This window comes from Rhodoluna sp. (assembly GCF_024641065.1).
Lineage (GTDB): Bacteria > Actinomycetota > Actinomycetes > Actinomycetales > Microbacteriaceae > Rhodoluna.
On sequence record NZ_JAHEDV010000007.1, the window covers coordinates 1 to 15,305 of the forward strand.

General features: G+C 53.8%; 19 protein-coding genes. 17 read left to right on the top strand and 2 right to left on the bottom strand.

Annotated features, from left to right (window positions below; genetic code table 11):
• Positions 1-14: 14 nt before the first annotated feature.
• From rpmJ to glmM, 9 genes are all read left to right on the top strand, one after another.
• Positions 15-128: a 50S ribosomal protein L36 gene (rpmJ, locus tag Q0L26_RS05075; protein WP_038503151.1), complete on the top strand. Its 114-nt coding sequence runs from the start codon at positions 15-17 to the stop codon at positions 126-128.
• Between the two features lie 124 nt (positions 129-252).
• Positions 253-633 carry a 30S ribosomal protein S13 gene (gene rpsM, locus Q0L26_RS05080; protein ID WP_296648291.1) on the top strand — a complete coding sequence of 127 codons (381 nt, stop codon included), beginning with the start codon at positions 253-255 and terminating at the stop codon, positions 631-633.
• A gap of 52 nt (positions 634-685) precedes the next feature.
• On the top strand, positions 686-1,084 hold the full coding sequence (gene rpsK, locus Q0L26_RS05085; RefSeq protein ID WP_296648294.1) for a 30S ribosomal protein S11: 399 nt from the start codon (positions 686-688) through the stop codon (positions 1,082-1,084).
• Between the two features lie 151 nt (positions 1,085-1,235).
• Complete coding sequence (locus tag Q0L26_RS05090; RefSeq protein ID WP_296648297.1) at positions 1,236-2,228, top strand: DNA-directed RNA polymerase subunit alpha; 993 nt, start codon at positions 1,236-1,238, stop codon at positions 2,226-2,228.
• Between the two features lie 40 nt (positions 2,229-2,268).
• Positions 2,269-2,766, top strand: coding sequence for a 50S ribosomal protein L17 (gene rplQ, locus Q0L26_RS05095; protein WP_296648300.1), 498 nt, complete (start codon positions 2,269-2,271; stop codon positions 2,764-2,766).
• A gap of 9 nt (positions 2,767-2,775) precedes the next feature.
• Complete coding sequence (gene truA / locus Q0L26_RS05100) at positions 2,776-3,642, top strand: tRNA pseudouridine(38-40) synthase TruA (protein WP_296648302.1); 867 nt, start codon at positions 2,776-2,778, stop codon at positions 3,640-3,642.
• 142 nt (positions 3,643-3,784) lie between these two features.
• Positions 3,785-4,228 (top strand): 50S ribosomal protein L13, encoded by a 444-nt coding sequence (gene rplM / locus Q0L26_RS05105; protein WP_296648305.1) that lies wholly within the window; start codon positions 3,785-3,787, stop codon positions 4,226-4,228.
• 10 nt (positions 4,229-4,238) lie between these two features.
• Positions 4,239-4,742, top strand: a complete 504-nt coding sequence (gene rpsI, locus Q0L26_RS05110) for a 30S ribosomal protein S9 (protein WP_296648307.1) — start codon at positions 4,239-4,241, stop codon at positions 4,740-4,742.
• 38 nt (positions 4,743-4,780) lie between these two features.
• Positions 4,781-6,127: a phosphoglucosamine mutase gene (glmM, locus tag Q0L26_RS05115; RefSeq protein ID WP_296648310.1), complete on the top strand. Its 1,347-nt coding sequence runs from the start codon at positions 4,781-4,783 to the stop codon at positions 6,125-6,127.
• On the opposite strand, the gene coaA is transcribed toward glmM, so the two are convergent.
• The gene (gene coaA, locus Q0L26_RS05120; RefSeq protein ID WP_296648313.1) at positions 6,124-7,053 is read right to left on the bottom strand and encodes a type I pantothenate kinase; all 930 of its coding nucleotides are present in this window, start codon (positions 7,051-7,053) and stop codon (positions 6,124-6,126) included. The two genes, glmM and coaA, sit on opposite strands and share 4 nt — an antisense overlap.
• A 30-nt stretch (positions 7,054-7,083) precedes the next feature.
• Between coaA and glmS the strand changes: the two genes are divergently transcribed.
• The 7 genes from glmS to Q0L26_RS05155 all read left to right on the top strand — a co-directional run bounded on the left by glmS (position 7,084) and on the right by Q0L26_RS05155 (position 13,567).
• Positions 7,084-8,940: a glutamine--fructose-6-phosphate transaminase (isomerizing) gene (gene glmS / locus Q0L26_RS05125; RefSeq protein WP_296648315.1), complete on the top strand. Its 1,857-nt coding sequence runs from the start codon at positions 7,084-7,086 to the stop codon at positions 8,938-8,940.
• A 4-nt stretch (positions 8,941-8,944) separates the two neighbouring features.
• Positions 8,945-9,301, top strand: coding sequence for a holo-ACP synthase (locus tag Q0L26_RS05130; RefSeq protein WP_296648318.1), 357 nt, complete (start codon positions 8,945-8,947; stop codon positions 9,299-9,301).
• Positions 9,301-10,413: an alanine racemase gene (alr, locus tag Q0L26_RS05135; protein WP_296648320.1), complete on the top strand. Its 1,113-nt coding sequence runs from the start codon at positions 9,301-9,303 to the stop codon at positions 10,411-10,413. Before Q0L26_RS05130 ends, alr begins: the two co-directional genes overlap by 1 nt.
• On the top strand, positions 10,414-10,878 hold the full coding sequence (tsaE, locus tag Q0L26_RS05140; RefSeq protein WP_296648324.1) for a tRNA (adenosine(37)-N6)-threonylcarbamoyltransferase complex ATPase subunit type 1 TsaE: 465 nt from the start codon (positions 10,414-10,416) through the stop codon (positions 10,876-10,878).
• On the top strand, positions 10,878-11,534 hold the full coding sequence (gene tsaB / locus Q0L26_RS05145) for a tRNA (adenosine(37)-N6)-threonylcarbamoyltransferase complex dimerization subunit type 1 TsaB (RefSeq protein ID WP_296648327.1): 657 nt from the start codon (positions 10,878-10,880) through the stop codon (positions 11,532-11,534). The genes tsaE and tsaB overlap by 1 nt, the downstream gene beginning before the upstream one ends.
• Positions 11,531-13,042, top strand: a complete 1,512-nt coding sequence (gene tsaD / locus Q0L26_RS05150; protein ID WP_296648329.1) for a tRNA (adenosine(37)-N6)-threonylcarbamoyltransferase complex transferase subunit TsaD — start codon at positions 11,531-11,533, stop codon at positions 13,040-13,042. Before tsaB ends, tsaD begins: the two co-directional genes overlap by 4 nt.
• A gap of 96 nt (positions 13,043-13,138) precedes the next feature.
• Positions 13,139-13,567: a DUF4190 domain-containing protein gene (locus Q0L26_RS05155; RefSeq protein ID WP_296648332.1), complete on the top strand. Its 429-nt coding sequence runs from the start codon at positions 13,139-13,141 to the stop codon at positions 13,565-13,567.
• Positions 13,568-13,603: 36 nt separating this feature from the next.
• On the opposite strand, the gene Q0L26_RS05160 is transcribed toward Q0L26_RS05155, so the two are convergent.
• Positions 13,604-14,800, bottom strand: coding sequence for a class I SAM-dependent methyltransferase (locus tag Q0L26_RS05160; RefSeq protein ID WP_296648334.1), 1,197 nt, complete (start codon positions 14,798-14,800; stop codon positions 13,604-13,606).
• A 103-nt stretch (positions 14,801-14,903) separates the two neighbouring features.
• Between Q0L26_RS05160 and groES the strand changes: the two genes are divergently transcribed.
• A complete protein-coding gene (gene groES / locus Q0L26_RS05165; RefSeq protein ID WP_296648336.1) occupies positions 14,904-15,200 on the top strand; it encodes a co-chaperone GroES in 297 nt (98 codons plus the stop codon).
• The last annotated feature ends 105 nt before the right edge of the window (positions 15,201-15,305 follow it).

The following is a 15,305-nucleotide window of genomic DNA, read 5'->3' on the forward strand; positions in this document are numbered from 1 at the left end:
TAGAAGTAAGAGACATGAAGGTAAACCCAAGCGTCAAGAAGATTTGCGACAAGTGCAAGGTCATTCGTCGTCACGGTCGCGTCATGGTTATCTGCGACAACCCACGTCACAAGCAGCGCCAGGGCTAATAACCAAATAACAAAAAAGGCAATACAAGGTTTTTAGGAACCTAACCCTCGGAGAAGGCCGGGGCCAAATCGTGAGATTCGGATGTATTGCTCCAGACCTTCAACTACAACAAGGAGAAATCCCATGGCACGTGTTGCCGGAGCAGATATTCCAGACGCGAAGCGCGTCGAAATCGCACTTACCTACATCTACGGCATTGGCCGTACTCGCTCAGTTCAGATCTTGGAAGAAACCAAGGTTGACAAGAACATCCGCGTAAAAGACCTAACTGACGACCAGCTGGTTGCCATCCGTGACTTCATCGAAGGCACTTTCAAAGTTGAGGGTGACCTCCGCCGCGATGTTGCAGCAGACATCCGCCGCAAGGTTGAGATCGGCTCATACGAGGGTATCCGTCACCGCAAGGGCCTACCGGTCCGCGGTCAGCGTACCAAGACCAACGCACGTACTCGCAAGGGTCCAAAGCGTACCGTAGCCGGCAAGAAGAAGGCGGCTCGCAAGTAGCCCTTAGGCACTTGTAGCCCTTCCACAAACCTTAAGAATTTAGGAGAAACTCATGGCAGCACCTAAGGCAAGCGTCCGCAAGCCACGCCGCAAAGAGAAGAAGAACATTGCTGTAGGCCAGGCCCACATCAAGAGCACCTTCAACAACACAATCGTTTCAATTACCGACCCAACCGGTGCGGTTATCTCATGGTCATCATCTGGCGATGTCGGCTTCAAGGGTTCACGTAAGTCAACCCCGTTCGCCGCGCAGCTAGCAGCAGAAGCAGCAGCTCGCAAGGCACAGGAGCACGGCCTAAAGAAGGTTGACGTATTCGTGAAGGGCCCAGGCTCAGGTCGCGAAACTGCAATCCGTTCACTTCAGGCTGCTGGCCTAGAGGTTGGCTCAATCTCAGACGTGACCCCACAGGCTCACAACGGTTGCCGCCCACCAAAGCGTCGCCGCGTCTAACTTCGGTTCTGTCTCGGCTGGCTAAATTGGCTAGCCGGGTCTAACCACCCGATGCTAAGCGCATCAAAGATTTACCGCTTCGTAGTGGCCACTGCGAAGTCCCCAACAAATAGACATCAAATAGTGGATGTCTAGCTGAAAGGAACCAAACGTGCTGATTGCACAGCGTCCAACTCTTCACGAAGAAGTACTAGCACCGAACCGCTCACGTTTTGCTCTAGAGCCACTTGAGCCAGGTTTTGGTTACACCCTAGGAAACTCACTCCGTCGTACCCTTTTGTCATCTATCCCAGGTGCAGCTGTTACCAACATCCGCATCGAGGGTGTTCGTCACGAGTTCAGCACCATCGAGGGTGTTAAAGAAGACGTAACCGAGATCATCTTGAACATCAAGGACCTCGTAGTTTCTTCAGAGCACGACGCACCTGTCGTGGCTCACCTGCGCAAGCAGACTGCTGGCCCTGTAACCGCTGCAGACATCCAGGTACCTGCTGGTGTAGAGGTTCACAACCCAGAATTGGTTATCGCAACCATCAACGCAAAGGCAAAGTTCGAAGTTGAGCTAACCATCGAGCGTGGCCGTGGCTACGTTCAGGCTTCTCAGAACCGTAACCCAGACGCAGATGCTGACGTTATTCCAATTGACTCAATTTATTCACCAGTACTAAAGGTCTCGTACCGCGTAGAGGCAACCCGTGCCGGTGAGTTCACCAACTTCGACAAGCTAATCGTTGACGTTGAGAGCAAGCCATCGATCACTCCTCGCGACGCAGTTGCGTCTGCAGGTAGCACCTTGGTTGAGCTCTTTGGTCTTGCACGTGAGCTTAACTCAGCCGCTGAAGGTATCGAGCTTGGCGCAGCACCAGTTGAGGCTGGACTGTCACCTGAGCTTGCAATGGCAATCGAAGAACTGGACCTAACCGTCCGCTCATACAACTGCCTAAAGCGCGAGGGCATCAACACCGTTAGCGAGCTAATCGGTCTTTCAGAAGACCAGTTGATGAACATCCGCAACTTCGGTAGCAAGTCGGTAGACGAGGTTCGCGACAAGCTAACCTCAATGGGACTTAAGTTCAAGGACGCCGTCCCAGGCTTCGACGCAGCTTACTTTAGCTCGGCTTATGACGAGGGCGACCAGGCGTAAGCCGGTCTTCCAGATCACAGAAATCTAAGAGGAGAAATCAATGCCTACCCCAACTAAGGGACCACGTCTAGGTGGCGGACCAGCTCACGAGCGTCTAATGCTTCGCAACATGGCGACTTCGCTTTTCAAGCACGGCAAGATCACTACTACTGAGACCAAGGCAAAGCGCCTTCGTCCAGTTGCAGAGCGTCTTGTTAGCTTCGCAAAGCGCGGAGACCTACACGCACGTCGTCGCGTTATGCAGCAGATCACTGACAAGTCAGTTGTTCACGAGCTATTCGCAAACATCGCACCACAGGTTGCAGAGCGCCAGGGTGGCTACACCCGCATCACCAAGCTTGGCTTCCGTAAGGGCGACAACGCCCCTATGGCGCTTATCGAGCTTGTTCTTGAGCCAGTTGCTCCTAAGAACGCAACCAAGAAGCCTAAGCTAACCAACAGCGTTAAGGCAGTTGCAGCAGCTCCTGTTGAGGCTCCAGCCGAGGTCGTAGAGACCGAAGTTGAAGAAGCAGCAGTAGAGGCTCCAGCAGCAGAGTAGTTTTAGCTAATGAATCAGCCCGTTAACCCACCGGTTAACGGGCTTTTTCGTTACCGCGTGAACTTTGCCTACGACGGAACCGCCTATTGGGGGTTTTCGAAGCAGCGTGACTTCAACACGGTTCAGGCTGAACTGCTCGAAGCCCTAACCACCGTCTTTGGTGAATCGAAGAATGACTTTGGAATGCGAGTGGCCGGTAGAACTGATGCCGGCGTTCACGCCTATGACCAAGTTGTTCATTTCGATCTGTCGATAGAGCAAATCAAGCGACTGGGCCGTTCCCGTGGCATGGTTGGCAAATTGAACGACCTGCTGCCAGTGGACATCCGTGTGCATTCTGTAGAAGAGGCGCCGCCGGGGTTCGACGCACGCTTCTCTGCGACCTACCGCCGCTATCGCTATCGCATCGCCGATGGCCTAGCTCAAAAGAACCCACTAAAGCAGCGCTATACCCACTGGATCAAACACCCCTTGGATGTCTTGCAGATGCAAGCCGCTGCGCTCGAACTCTATGGACTTCACGACTTTGCCTCTTTTTGTCGACCAAAGCTCGGCGCCACAACCATTCGCCATCTGAGAGAAATCACTATTCAGCGAAACACTCAAGATGACAATGTCATTGAGGTTGAGATTCAGGCGGATGCTTTTTGCCACAACATGGTTCGCTCAATCGTTGGCGGGCTGATTACCGCTGGTGAAGGCCGAGCTACACCTAGCGACATTTCGGCGACGTTGGCCCGCAAAACCAGGGTTGGTTCATACAAGGTAGCGCCGGCTCGTGGACTCACTTTAATCAAGATTGGTTACCCAGCCGATGACCAATTAGCGGCCCAGGCAGAGATTGCTCGCAACCTTCGAACCTTGGATGAGAATTAGGGTTTGACCGCAAGCCATAGTTCGGGCTAGACTTGACCTTTGGTATTGGCAGTTAGCCAATGTGAAAATGTGAATCCCGAGAAGATCTCTCTTCTAGTGAGGGTTCATTTCAATCCGACACTGAAGTAGAAGGCAATCTAACGTGCGTACTTATTCTCCAAAGGCTCACGAGCTGAGCAACGAGTGGCTAGTCATCGACGCCGCTGATGTAGTTCTCGGCCGTCTAGCAACCCACGCAGCAGCACTGTTGCGCGGAAAGCACAAGCCAACTTTTGCTCCTCACATGGACAACGGTGACTTCGTCATCATCATCAATGCAGAGAAGGTTGCTCTAACCGGCGCCAAGCTCAAGCAGAAGAAGGCTTACCGTCACTCTGGTTACCCAGGTGGCCTAACTGCAACCACCTATGCGGAACTTCTTGAGAAGAACCCAGAGAAGGCTGTAGAAAAGGCAATCAAGGGCATGCTGCCTCACAACAAGCTAGGCGCAGACCAGTTGTCAAAGCTTAAGGTTTACCGCGGTGCAGAGCACCCACACGCTGCTCAGCAGCCAAAGCCTTTCATCATCGACCAGGTAGCTCAGTAAGGAATCCCTCGTGGCTAAAGACATCGTAGAAAACACCACTGCTGAAGACGTAGCAGTTCCAGAGAGCTACACCACCGAGACCCCAGCAGCTAAGGCTGCTCCGGCTAAGTCACGTGGCCCACTAACCACTCCAGGTGCAGGCCTAGGTCGCCGCAAAGAAGCGATCGCTCGCGTTCGCATCATGCCAGGCACCGGCGTTATCAAGGTCAACGGCCGTGAGTTCGCAGAGTACTTCCCAAACAAGCTTCACCAGCAGCTAATCACTGACCCGTTCACCATCCTTGACCTAAAGGGCGCTTACGACGTAGTCGCTCGCATCTCAGGTGGCGGCTCAGCTGGTCAGGCTGGTGCACTTCGTCTAGGTATTGCTCGTGCACTTAACGAGATCGACCGCGACAACAACCGTCCTTCACTAAAGAAGGCAGGCTTCCTAAAGCGCGACCCACGTGTTATCGAGCGCAAGAAGGCTGGTCTTAAGAAGGCACGTAAGGCATCTCAGTTCTCGAAGCGTTAATCCGTTTCGGATTCTCGTTCAGCGCGTAGTCTTCAAACATGGCTCGTCTATTTGGAACCGATGGCGTTCGAGGTCTTGCTAACCGAGACCTCACCCTTGAAATGGCTATTCAGCTGGCTCAAGCGGCTGCCATCGTTCTAGGCGAAGAAGCGCGTTCACGAGGAATCAAACCTAAAGCCGTTATCGGCCGCGACCCCCGCATCTCGGGAGAGTTTCTAGCTGCAGCAATTGCAGCCGGGCTCTCGAGTTCGGGGGTTGACGTTTTTGACGCTGGAGTCTTGCCGACCCCGGCGACTGCGTTTCTAACCGCTGATCTAGACGCCGATTTTGGTGTCATGATTTCGGCTTCGCACAACCCAGCCCCAGATAACGGCATCAAATTCTTCTCGCGTGGTGGTCACAAACTTGACGACGCAATTGAAGATGCCATTCAGGCAGCGATGGCTGGCGAAAAGCTGGCTCCGGTTGGCGGCAATGTCGGCCACGTTCAGCGATTTGCTGATGCTGAAGATCGCTACATCGTTCACTTGTTGGCTAGCCTGCCTAACCGACTTGATGGCCTCAAGGTAGTTGTCGACTGTGCCCACGGTGCAGCTGCGGGTGTTTCACCTCAGGTTTTTGCTGATGCTGGTGCTCAGGTGATCGTTATTGGTGCAGACCCAGATGGCATGAACATTAACCTCGGATGTGGTTCTACCCACTTGAGCGCATTGCAGACGGCGGTACTAGAACACGGTGCAGATCTTGGTGTAGCTCACGATGGTGATGCCGACCGCTGCTTGGCTGTCGATCACAACGGTCACATTATTGACGGTGATGAGATCATGGCTATTCTTGCGCTTTCAATGAAAGAGCGCGGGCAGCTGGCTCGAAACACCTTGGTTGCAACGGTTATGAGCAACCTGGGTCTAAAGATTGCGATGCGCGAAAACGGCATCGAAATGCTTGAGACCAAAGTTGGCGACCGCTACGTTCTTGAAGAAATTCGCGCTGGTGGCTACACCTTGGGTGGCGAGCAGTCTGGCCACGTAATTTTTAGCCAGTATGCAACCACCGGTGACGGAATCTTGACCGGCCTGAAGTTGGCAGCCGAAGTAAACCGAAAGGGCAAATCCCTTGCCGAACTTGCCAAGGTTATGACGGTTTACCCACAGGTATTGATCAACGTTCCAAAGGTTGACCGTTCTCGTGCAGACTCAGACGCGGCAGTTCAAGCTATTGTTGCCGAGGCTGAAGCAGCTCTTCACGGAACCGGCCGAGTGCTTTTGCGCGCATCTGGAACCGAGCCGCTGGTTCGAGTTATGGTCGAGGCCGCTGACGAAGGCACAGCAAGAAGCTGGGCTGAACGCATATCGCGCGTAGTCGAAAAAGAACTGGCGCTCTAAAGCTTTCTGAGCAGCACGCGCTCTACCGCATGCTTGTCGCCTTTGTGCAAAACCAAAGTCGCCCTTGATCTGGTTGGCAAAATATTCTCAACCAGGTTCGGCAAATTGATTGTCGACCAAATCTCATTGGCTCGGGCCAATGCCTTGTCAACTGGCATTTCCGCGTAGCGGTGAAAATACGATGCAGGGTTCGTGAAGGCTGACTCGCGCAATTTATAGAATCGATCCAAGAACCAGGATGTGATGTTCTGGGTGTCAGCATCAACATAAATCTTGAAGTCGAAGAAATCGCTTAGCGCAACGTCTTGGTCGGCACCGGGGGATTGCAACACATTCAAACCCTCGATGATCAAGACGTCTGGATTGTGAACGGCGATGACTTCGCCGGGAACGATGTCGTAAATCAGGTGCGAATAGACCGGTGCGGTTACCTCAGCAGCACCGCTCTTGATGTCGGCCACGAATTTGAGCAACGCTAGGCGGTCGTAAGACTCGGGGAATCCCTTGCGGTGCATGATGCCGCGTTTTTCTAGTTCGGCATTGGGGTGCAGAAATCCATCCGTGGTCACTAGTTCAACGCTCGGAGTGCCATCCCAGCGACTGAGCAGCTCCTTCAGCAATCGAGACACAGTTGACTTGCCAACGGCCACTGAACCGGCAACGCCGATGATGAACGGAGTGCGACCTGAAGACTTGCCAAGAAAGCTTCCGGCAGCGCGGTGAAGGCTCTGGTGCTCGGCAACATAGAGGTTGAGCAAGCGGCTGAGAGGTAGGTAGACCTCGCGAACTTCTTTGAGGTCTAGAAAGTCACCGAGGCCACGGATTTGCTGAATTTCAGCCTCGGTCAGAGGCATATCAGTGGTGTTTCCTAGGTCTGCCCAGTCGGCTCGAGAAATCTCGTTGAAAGGGCTCAGCAGTTCGCTCACAAAAAGCCATTCTGCCGTAAAGTTGAAGGCATGTGTGGAATCATCGGCTATGTAGGCCCAAAGTCAACCCTGGACGTGCTACTTGGCGGCCTTCGCAGACTGGAATATCGTGGCTACGATTCAGCTGGAGTTTCAGTAATTTCAGCTGGTGGAAACCTTGAAACCCGCAAGAAGGCTGGAAAGCTAGACAACCTGGTTTCAGAAATCACCTCACACCCGCTACCTGAGTCACACATCGGTATCGGCCACACTCGCTGGGCAACACACGGCGCGCCAACTGATGGCAACGCACACCCACACCTAGGTGGCCCAACCAGCAAACTTTCTCTGATTCACAATGGCATCATTGAGAACTTTGGTGCACTAAAAGCTGAGCTGCTTGCCGCGGGCACCAAATTTGCAAGCGAGACTGACTCTGAAGTTGCAGCCCACCTAATTGCAGCCGAGTTCGAAAAGACCGGCGACCTGCCTAAAGCTTTTGCAAATGTGGTTAACCGCCTGCACGGCGCATTCACCATCCTGGTAATTCATGAATCTCAGCCAGACGTTGTTTTGGCAGCCCGTCGCAACGCACCGTTGGTTATTGGTCTTGGTGACGGCGAAAACTTCTTGGGTTCTGACGTTGCAGCATTCGTCGAGCACACCGACCGCGCCATCTCTGTTGGCCAGGATGAAATCGTAATTCTGCGCGCAGGTTCAGTCGAGGTTCGCACCTTCGACGGCGCACCGGTAACCCCAACCGAATTCAAAGTTGACTGGGATGCCTCTGCTGCCAGCAAGGGTGGTTGGTCAAGCTTTATGGCGAAAGAGATCGCCGACCAGCCTCAGGCAGTCGCCGACACACTCATGGGCCGCCTTGAATCAGATGGCTCTGTAGTTCTTCAAGAAATTGACGGCCTTAGCGCAGAAGACATCAAGAACATCGACCGCATCATCATGGTTGCCTGTGGCACTGCGAGCTATGCCTGTGACGTGGCCAAGTATGCAATCGAAAAGTTCTCTCGCATTCCGGTTCAGGTAGAGCTCTCACACGAGTTCCGTTACCGCGACCCAATCGTCACCGAGCGCACTCTAATTGTTGCGGTCAGCCAGTCTGGCGAGACCATGGATACCCTGATGGCTACCCGTTATGCCAAAGAGCAGGGTGCAAAGGTTCTAGCAATCTGTAACACCCAGGGTGCAACCCTTGCCCGAGAGTCAGACGCTGTTATCTACACCCACGCTGGCCCAGAGGTTGCTGTTGCCTCAACCAAGGCTCTGGTGGCACAGATCACCGCGGGTTACCTATTGGCACTGTTCCTAGGTGCTGGTCGCGGTGCAACCGCACAGGCAGAACTTCGTCGCCTGGGTCAAGAGCTATTGAAGATGCCGGCAAATGTCACTCACGTTCTAGAGCGCCTTGAGCCAATTCGTGAACTGGCCAAGAAGATGGCTGACGCAAAGTCAGTGCTATTCCTAGGTCGCAACGTCGGCTTCCCGGTCGCTATGGAGGGTGCACTCAAGCTCAAGGAGCTGGCTTACATCCATGCTGAAGGTTTTGCCGCGGGTGAATTGAAGCACGGCCCAATTGCACTAATCGAAGAGGGGCAGCCGGTATTCGTTATCGTGCCAAGCCCAGACGATGTCGACAGCTTGCACCCGAAGGTGATTTCAAACATCCAAGAGATTCGCGCTCGCGGAGCCAAGGTTATTGCGATTGCTGAAGAGGGCGACGCCGAGGTTGGCAACTATGCCGAGCACGTGACCTATGTGCCAAAGTGTGAAAACATTTTCTCTTCGATTTTGACTGTGATTCCACTTCAGTGCTTTGCTCTTGAACTTTCAACCGCAAAGGGCTTGGATGTAGACCAGCCTCGCAACCTAGCCAAGTCGGTAACGGTCGAGTAATTCGATGATTGTGGGTGTCGGTGTAGACGCGGTTGAACTCAGCCGCTTCGAAATCAAACTCTCAGAGACTCCTAGACTTGCCGAACGGCTTTTCACCGAGGCCGAGCGCGATTCGAACCTCAAATCTTTGGCGGGCAAATTCGCGGCTAAAGAAGCGTTGATTAAGGCGCTCGCCGGAGTTGGCGGCTTGGAGTGGCATGGCATGGAGATCATCAAAGAAGCTTCAGGCAAACCAGCATTTTCGCTCACTGGGCGCACGGCTGAATTAGCTGCTGATGCCGGGGTGCAGAACATCCATGTTTCAATTACTCATGACGGCCAAATGGCTGTTGCTTTTGTAGTGGCCGAGGGAGGTGCCTGATGCGCGAGTTGATTATCGATCTTGACGCCATTGCGAGCAACCTTAAGTCGGTGCGCGCGCGCGTTGGCTCAGCCATGGTTCTGGGAGTGGTCAAGGCAGACGCCTACGGCCACGGCATGATTCCGGTAGCTAAGAAGCTTGAGGCTGCTGGCGTCGACTATCTCGGCGTTGCTGACGTTCACGAAGCTCAGCAGTTGCGTGATGCCGGAATCGATCTGCCAATTTTGGCTTGGTTGCATGACCCACGCGAAAACTTTATCCGTGCCATTGATAGCGGAATCGAATTAGGTATTGCCAACCTGGAACAGTTGGAGCGAGTTGCGAAGGCAGCCGAGCACCTCGGCCGAATCGCCCGCGTGCACTTGAAAGTCGACACCGGCTTGGGGCGCAATGGTTCGACGGAACAAGAATGGCCTGCTCTGCTGAAGGCTGCTCACGGTTTTGTAGCCGAAGGTTTCATTCAGGCAGTTGCCATTTTTAGTCACCTGTCTTGCACCAGCGAGGCTGACGACCTGTTGCAAATCGAACGCTTCGAGGCTGCCTGCGAAAGCGCGCGAGAGCACGAGATTGATTTTGAATTGCGTCACCTAACTGCGAGCGACGGTTCGATTCGCTACCCGCAGGCTCACTACGAAATGGTTCGTATTGGCGTTGCGCTCTATGGTCTTTCGCCGTTCACCGAGAATCACTCTGAAGATTTTGGATTGATTCCGGCAATGACTGCAACCTCGGTTGTTGTGCAGACCAAGCGGGTGCCCGCTGACCATGGGGTCAGTTATGGTTACCTCCACCGCACCACTGGCGAGACCACTTTGGCACTGGTGCCAGTTGGCTACGCCGAGGGTCTTCCGCGAAACGCTAGCACAGCCGCCAAAGTCTCGATCAACGGCAAGACCTATTCGATCCTTAGTCGAATTGCCATGGATCAATTTGTGCTTGACGTCGGTGACGATGTAGTTAGTGCTGGCGACCTAGTGACTATTTTTGGTGATGCTGCCGCGGGGGTTCCATCCGTGGATGATTTGGCTGCCGCTGCCGACACGATCAACTATGAAATCGTCACTCGCATGGGTGGCCGTTTCAAGCGAACCTATTTGGGCGAAGAGGCATAAGTGGCCGAGGTTCTGGCCAACCTGATAATCGAAACCCCCGAAGAAATGCACGACTTGGGGTTGAAACTTGCACGCGCTTTCAAAGCCGGAGATCTAATTTTGCTCACTGGCCCACTCGGGGCAGGTAAGACCACGCTCACCCGCGGAATTGGCGAGGCGCTGGGCGCAATCGGAAACGTCTCAAGCCCAACTTTCGTTTTGGCCCGAACCCATTCTTGTGGCACCGGCAAACCAGAATTGGTTCACGTGGATGCTTATCGACTAACCAGCGCGGCTGAGCTCGATGACCTAGACATTGATTTTGGCAACTCGATCACTGTGGTCGAATGGGGTCGCGGGCTAACCGACGGAATCACCGAGGATTGGCTCGAACTTGAAATCGAGCGAGACCACACCGGTGCGTCAGAGACTCGAAAGGTTACTATTACAGGCACCGGCAGTCGTTGGTCAGGAGTGAAATTCTGATGCCTATCACTCTGGCGATTGACACCTCGGCTGGTACATCCGTGGCGGTCTTGCGTGGCGGCGAATTGTTGGCCGAGTTGAACAACGACTACAACATGAAACATGCCGAAGGAATTGGCGATGCGATTTCGCAAGTGATTGCAGCCGCCGAGATTAAGCCAAGCCAAATAAAGACTGTTGTGGTTGGTCGAGGCCCAGCCCCATTCACCGGCCTAAGAATCGGCATCGCGGCCGCCATCATGTTTTCTGAAGGTGTCGGAGCTAGGTTATTCGGAGTCGTCAGCCTTGACGCTGTTGCTCGCGAGGCTTTGATAAACCGCGAGATTGCCAGCCAGGTTTCAGAAGAAAAGCCCCTGTTGGTAACCGCAGATGCCAGGCGCAGCGAGGTCTACTGGGCGCTTTATTCGGGCATCTCAAAGTCGGGTGCGCCAATTTGTGTTGAAGGCCCAGCGGTTATCAAACCGGTTGCGCTTGAAGAGCTACTCGCTGGCAGAGGCCTGCAACCAATCAGGTCTGAAGCGCCGGTTAGGGCAGCCCAACTGGCTAAGGTGCTCGATGCGCAACTAGTCGATGGCCAGGCAACTGATGATGTAACCGCGCTGTATCTGCGTGCTCCAGATGCGGTGCCGAGCCCAGGCAAGAAGGTCAGCGGATGAAACCCTGGTCGATAAGAAATGCGGTTGAGTCAGACCTTGACGCAATCATGCAACTCGAAAATGCCTGCTTCGCGGCAGATGCCTGGTCTCGCGAAAATATGCACTTTGAAGTGCAGGCTCACCACACGGTTTATTTGGTGGCCCACCTTGATGAGCAGCTGGTTGGCTTTGCTGGTCTGAGCAAGGTGCCTGGCAACGATCAAGCCGACATCCAAACCATCGCTGTGTCTGAAACTCAGCGAGGCAAGGGTCTTGGTCGAGACCTGATGAACCACTTGCTCACCGATGCCCGTCGCCAGCTTGCCTATGAGGTTTTTCTTGAGGTTCGTGCAGATAACGAGCCGGCTCAAAAACTCTATGAGTCGTTGGGGTTTGAGCACATCGACACCCGCAAGCGTTATTACCAACCCGATGATGTCGATGCCTGGGTTATGCGTTTGCAATTCAAGCAGTCATCTTTCGGCCGCGAGCCTGTGGTTCTCGGAATCGAGTCTTCTTGCGATGAAACCGGTGTTGGCATTGTTCGAGGCAGCACGCTTTTGGCGAATGTCATTTCAAGCAGCATGGATGAACATGCTCGCTTCGGTGGAGTTGTTCCCGAGATTGCAGCAAGAGCTCACCTAGAGGCGCTCAAGCCAACTCTGAATCAAGCACTGGCTACGGCAAATCTCAGCCTTCAAGATATCGATGCGATTGCGGTCACAAATGGCCCGGGTCTCGGTGGCGCTCTAATGGTTGGCGTTGGCGCAGCCAAAGCCTTGGCCGTTGCGCTAGAAAAGCCGATCTATGCCGTGAATCACTTGGTTGGTCACGTCGGAGTAGACATTCTTGAGCGCGGCAAACTTGAAACTCCGACCATTGCACTCTTGGTCAGTGGTGGGCATACCTCGTTGCTATTGGTTCGCGATCTTTTAGATGATGTTGAGTTGTTGGGCGAGACCATCGACGATGCCGCGGGTGAAGCCTTCGACAAAATTGCCCGAGTGCTCGGATTGCCATACCCGGGTGGCCCCGAAATCGACCGAGCTGCGATTGGGGGTGACCCTAAAGCGATAAGGTTCCCGCGTGGGCTCACTCTGCCAAAAGACATGGAGAAGCATCGCTATAACTTCTCGTTCTCAGGACTAAAAACCGCGGTTGCCCGTTGGGTAGAGGTTGCCGAGGCCAAGGGCGAAACTTATAACAAGGCCGATGTGGCAGCTAGCTTCAGAGAGGCAGTTGCCGACGTTTTGGTGAGCAAGGCAATTAATGCTTGCCTGGCCTACGGTGTTCCTCGACTGTTGCTCGGTGGGGGCGTGGTTGCCAATGCCAGACTTCGCGAACTTGCAACCGAACGGTGCGCCGAGAATGGAATCGAACTTCGAATCCCAGCACTTAGCCTCTGCACTGATAACGGCGCAATGATCGCCGCTCTTGGTGCCCAACTCATAATGGCCGGGCGCCAGCCTTCATCCTTGCATTTTGGCGCCGACTCAACGCTGCCGGTGACCACAGTTCAGTCGTTGTAGTTTCACTGCCTAACCTCAGGCTTCTCACAGTGTTTTATCAGACACGGGTGGTCAACTGATTTTGTTGTAAGACAACGAGACCTAGGAGAAAGCCAAATGGCTGAGAAGACCGCAAAGATTGAAACCGCTGCGAAGGCAGACGCAAAAGCTGCACCAAAAACTGAGGCTAAGGCCGCCCCTGCAGCGGCTGCTAATGGTGCAGCAAAATTTGACCTGAATTCACTGAACACCCTTGCTGTTGTTTCTCTCGCAACAGCGGTAACTGGCTTCGGTGCCGTGGCCGCAATCATCACCGGTCACATCTCACTGGCTCAGATCAAAAAGTCTGGTCAGTCAGGTCGAGGTCTTGCCATTGCTGGTGTCATCGTGGGCTATGCAGTTGTAGCGCTTTGGGTGCTCGGCGGCATTGCTTCAATCGCTTACAAGCTTCGCTATGGCTTCGGCTATGGCGATGTCATGCCCATGGATGGCTTTGGAACCAGAATGGACGGTTTCGGCAACGGCATGATGGGTCAGATCGACTAAGGGTTTTACTACTGCAACAAAACGAGGATAAAGGGATTACTTCTCGCAGATAAGAACACGATGGGCGTCGCCCACTCTGGTAACAATCAGGGTGGCGGCGCCTTTCCCTTTGGGCGCCAACTCTTTGCGCAATTGCTCAGGAACAATATCTGAACCACGTTTTTTGATTTCAAGCGTGCCTATTTCGCGCTCGCGAAGATAAGCCTTTAACTTTTTGCGATCGAAAGCTAGGTTGTCGATCACGCGATAGCTCTTCAACCAAGGCGAATCAATAGGTTCATCGCTGGTCAGGTAGGCGATCTCTGGGGCAAAGATGCGAGCGCCCACCTCAATGGCGAGCTGACCCAGCAAGTGCGATCGAATTACTGAGTTGTCTGGCTCGTGTACGAAATTACCCAACTCGCCATACGGTGCATCTAGTCGAGCACTGCTAGCGCTGGTGATTTCGAACTTTGCATCCGGGGTAATCAAAAGTGCAGCACGCTTGATGTTTGGGCGCGCAACAGCGCCAAACCAGAGGCCAAGTTCTACTAGGTCGCCATTTACTGAAACCCATTGGGCTTCGGCGGTTTCAGGAATACCTTCGTGCGGGTGACCAGGGCCAAACTTCACTCCGGTAGGTTTGCGCTCTGCAGCGGCAACCACAAAGTCAAATGTTGGTGAGAAGGCGGCTGGGTCAAATTTTCTTGAAGCGCGCTCGCGCGATGGCCCACCAAGTTCGCGTCTTGCTGGGTCAAAGAAGAGTCCATCAAATTGGTCAAGGTCTAGTTTGGTGACGTCGGCTTGTTCGACGACTGCATTTTCAAATGGCGCCAGGTTATAGGAAGCCACTGCGGCGGTCACTTCATCGATGTCAAAGGCCCGAACCTGCAAATCCAGGCTGGCCATAGCCAGGCTCTCGGCTCCGATTCCGCAGCCAAGGTCGGCAATGACGCTCAAGCCCGCGGCTCTGAAGCGTTGGGCGTGCAATGCCGCCACTGAAAGCCTGGATGCCTGTTCTAGACCAGCCTCGGTGAAGAGCATCTGAGGAGTGAATGGTCCAAATTTTGATTCGGCTCGCCTGCGAAGTTTGGCTTGGCTGAGCACCGCGGCAACCAGGGCCGGGTCGTTTCCTTCGGAACGAAGGCTGCTGACCAGTTTTAGAACGTCTGCTTTAGCGTCAATCGGGCCTACTTTTTCAAGTAGCTTTTGACCCTCTGGTGAGAGCAAGCGAATGAAGTCTTGGCGTTCCATAAAGACAGGCTACCAATCGGCTGACAGCGAACAGCCTTTAGCACTCAACTGCATCGAGTGCTAATATGGCTCTACAAACCCGTTTCTAGAAGAAGAGGTAATCATGTCGGTTTCGATTAAGCCACTTGAAGATCGCATCGTTGTTCGCCCAGTTGAGGCAGAGCAGGTCACCGCTTCGGGTCTGGTAATTCCAGACACCGCAAAAGAGAAGCCACAAGAGGCTGAGGTTATTGCTGTTGGTCCTGGTCGTGTAGACGAGCGCGGCAACCGCATCCCAGTTGATGTTGCTGTTGGCGACAAAGTTATCTTCTCGAAGTACGGCGGCACCGAGCTAAAGTTTGCTGGCGAAGAGTACCTAGTGCTTTCAGCCCGCGACGTGCTAGCAGTAGTAGTTCGCTAAATTGCTTTGAAAGACCCCGGCCTAGGTCGGGGTCTTTTGCGTTAAATCAAGGTGGTTTTAGCGCCGCCAGACAAAAATTCTTCCTCTAAACAAGCCCCACTCCGG